3 protein-coding genes are annotated in these 2,629 nt (G+C 70.9%); 1 reads left to right on the top strand and 2 read right to left on the bottom strand.

Translation table 11 applies throughout. The features are described 5' to 3' along the window. Both HUU95_RS13865 and HUU95_RS13870 read right to left on the bottom strand, forming a co-directional pair. Positions 1–1,439 (bottom strand): aminoacyl--tRNA ligase-related protein (locus HUU95_RS13865; RefSeq protein ID WP_174280637.1); only part of this gene is annotated, 1,439 nt, incomplete at its 3' end. A 43-nt stretch (positions 1,440–1,482) separates the two neighbouring features. Continuing rightward, a complete protein-coding gene (locus HUU95_RS13870) occupies positions 1,483–1,983 on the bottom strand; it encodes a CcdC protein domain-containing protein (RefSeq protein WP_174280638.1) in 501 nt (166 codons plus the stop codon). Positions 1,984–2,082: 99 nt separating this feature from the next. Here HUU95_RS13870 and HUU95_RS13875 point away from each other — a divergent pair. Continuing rightward, a partial coding sequence (locus HUU95_RS13875; protein ID WP_174280639.1) for a DUF885 family protein occupies positions 2,083–2,629 on the top strand: 547 nt, incomplete at its 3' end.

Below are 2,629 nucleotides of genomic sequence, written 5' to 3' on the forward strand. Positions count from 1 at the left end.
TTGCGCACGGTGAGCTTGAGCGCCTTGAGCCGCTCGACCACCGCGTCCAGCGCCGCGCCGGTCGGCCTGGCCCAGGCGACGCGCGCCCAGCCGGGGTTGTCGCGGCCGTCGGCGAACATGGCTTCGATCCCGGCCCAGTCGGCGACGGGCGCGATGCCCTCGTCCAGCTTCGCCTTGGCCTGCGCGAACAGCATTTGCTGGATATCCTCCAGCTCCGCCGCCACGCCACCCACGAACGCCTCGCGCGGGCCGACCGCCGCGTCGACCTTGCCGTCCGCGCGATACAGCCGGTCGCGCCGCACCACCGACACCGCGTCGTTGCCGACGTCGCGCGGCCCGACCTCGACGATCAGCGGCGCGCCCTTCTTGACCCAGGCCCAGCGTTTCGCCGACGCCTTGGCGGGCTTGAGATCGAGCTGAACACGCAGCGGCTCGCCGAACGCGACCTGCGCCGCCAGCGCCGCCTGCAGCGCGCGGGCGTAGCGGATGACGCCCTCGTCCTCCGCCGTGTCGCGCAGCATCGGCACGATCACCACCTGCCACGGCGCGATGCGGGGTGGCGCGCGCAGGCCGTCGTCGTCGCCATGGACCATGATGACGCCGCCGATCAGCCGCGTCGACACGCCCCAGCTGGTGGTGTGCGCCAGCGCCAGCTCGCCGTCGGCCGACTGGTAGCGGATGTTCTGCGCGCTCGCGAAATTGGTGCCCAGATAATGCGAGGTGCCGGCCTGGAGCGCCTTGCCGTCCGCCATCATCGCCTCGATCGAATAGGTCGCCACCGCGCCGGGGAAACGCTCGTGCTCCGGCTTCTCGCCCGCGACCACCGGCAGCGCCAGCACCTCTTCGGCGAACGACCGGTAGAGTTCCAGGATCGCCAGCGTCTCGGCGCGCGCCTCCGCCTGCGTAGCGTGCGCGGTATGGCCCTCCTGCCACAGGAACTCGCTGGTGCGCAGGAACATGCGGGTGCGCATCTCCCAGCGCACGACATTGGCCCATTGGTTGATCTTGACCGGCAGGTCGCGCCACGACTGGATCCAGCGCGAAAAGGCGGCGCCGATCACCGTCTCGCTGGTCGGCCGCACCACCAGCGGCTCCTCCAGTCTGGCGGCCGGATCGGGCTGGAGCCCGCCCTGGCCGTCCGCGATCAGCCGATGGTGGGTGACGACCGCCATCTCCTTGGCGAAGCCCTCGACATGCTCGGCCTCCTTGGCGAAATAGGAGAGCGGGATGAACAGCGGGAAATAGCAATTGTCGTGGCCGGTCGCCTTGATCCGGTCGTCGAGTTGGCGCTGGATGCGCTCCCACAGGCCATAGCCCCAGGGCCGGATCACCATGCAGCCGCGCACGCCTGATTCCTCGGCGAGATCGGCCTCCGCGACGACGGCCTGATACCAGGCGGCGAAATCCTGGGCGCGGGTGACGGGGAGCGCGTGCTTCATGGCGCCGGCCGATAGCGGACCCGCCGCGCCCGCGCAAAGCGGCTCAGGTCGCGTGCGCCGCGACCAGCAGGCGCCTGGCGCGCAGGAAGATCTCCACCCTGGCCACCGCCAGCATGCCCGGCACCGACGCGAGCAGCGCGTTCGACAGGTTCACCGCGTCGACGCCGATCCCGCCGCCCTCCGCCCGCAAGCCCGTCTTGAGCAGGATCAGCCCGACGATCAGCACCATGCCCAGCGGCGACGATTGCTGGGTCACCTCGCGCGTCGCCGGATCGACGGCGACCCGCGTCGTCTTGCCGCGTTGCCAACCGACCAGCGCGCCAACCAGCAGCCCCGCCGCGATCCACGTCCAGCCCACGCCGTGCGGCGGGGTCGCGGCGATGCCGGCGGCCACGAAGAGAAGGTAGAAGGTCGGCAGGATCCAGAGGAGCCCCAGGCGCAGCGGCCGCGCGCGCGACGGGCGGCGAATGACCATCACGATCGCAACGATCACCAGCGGAATGACGTACTGGAGCCAAACCGGGCCGTTCGAATGCGCCTGCATGTGGTCCTTCCTCCTGCTGTATTAACAGTCTAGCACACCAATGCCGGCACGCAAGCAAACTTCTTCCCCGAATGACGGCGGAGATGATAGCCTGTCGCCATGCGCCGTCTCCTCGCCCTCGCCCCGCTCCTGCTCGCCGCCGCGCCGGCCCCCACCGCCGACGCGCGCTTCGCCGCCGTCTGGACCGGGGAATGGCGCTGGCGCATCGCCGAGCACCTCGCCGCGGCCGAACCCGGCGCGGTCGCGGCGCATCTGCCCGATGAGAGCGCCGCCGCCCATGCCCGCCGAAGCGCCTATTGGGAGGAGGTGACGCGCCGGCTGGACGCCCTCGATCCCGCCGCGCTGACGCCCGACACGCGCGTCGACTATCTGGTTTATCGCCAGCAGATCGGCTCGCTGCTGGAAGACGAGCGGTTCGCGGAATGGCAGAAGCCGGTCAACGGCGACAGCGCCTTCTGGTCCGACCTGCAATACCCGGCGCGCGGATCGTTCGCGCGCGGCGAGCCCGACTACCGCGCGTACTTGTCGCAGCTGGCCGAGATGGGTCGCTACATCGACGACGAGATTGCCGCGATGCGCGCCGGCCTCGCGCGCGGCTTCGCGCCGCCGGCGGTGGTGATGACCGGGCGCGACCAGCCGGTGGCCG

It is taken from the genome of Sphingomonas bacterium (assembly GCF_903643065.1).
Lineage (GTDB): Bacteria > Pseudomonadota > Alphaproteobacteria > Sphingomonadales > Sphingomonadaceae > Sphingomonas.

What these genes read in the sequence shown, in the direction of transcription:
- HUU95_RS13870 (WP_174280638.1), bottom strand. Translation starts at nt 1,983, where the DNA reads ATGCAGGCGCATTCGAACGGCCCGGTTTGGCTCCAGTACGTCATTCCG.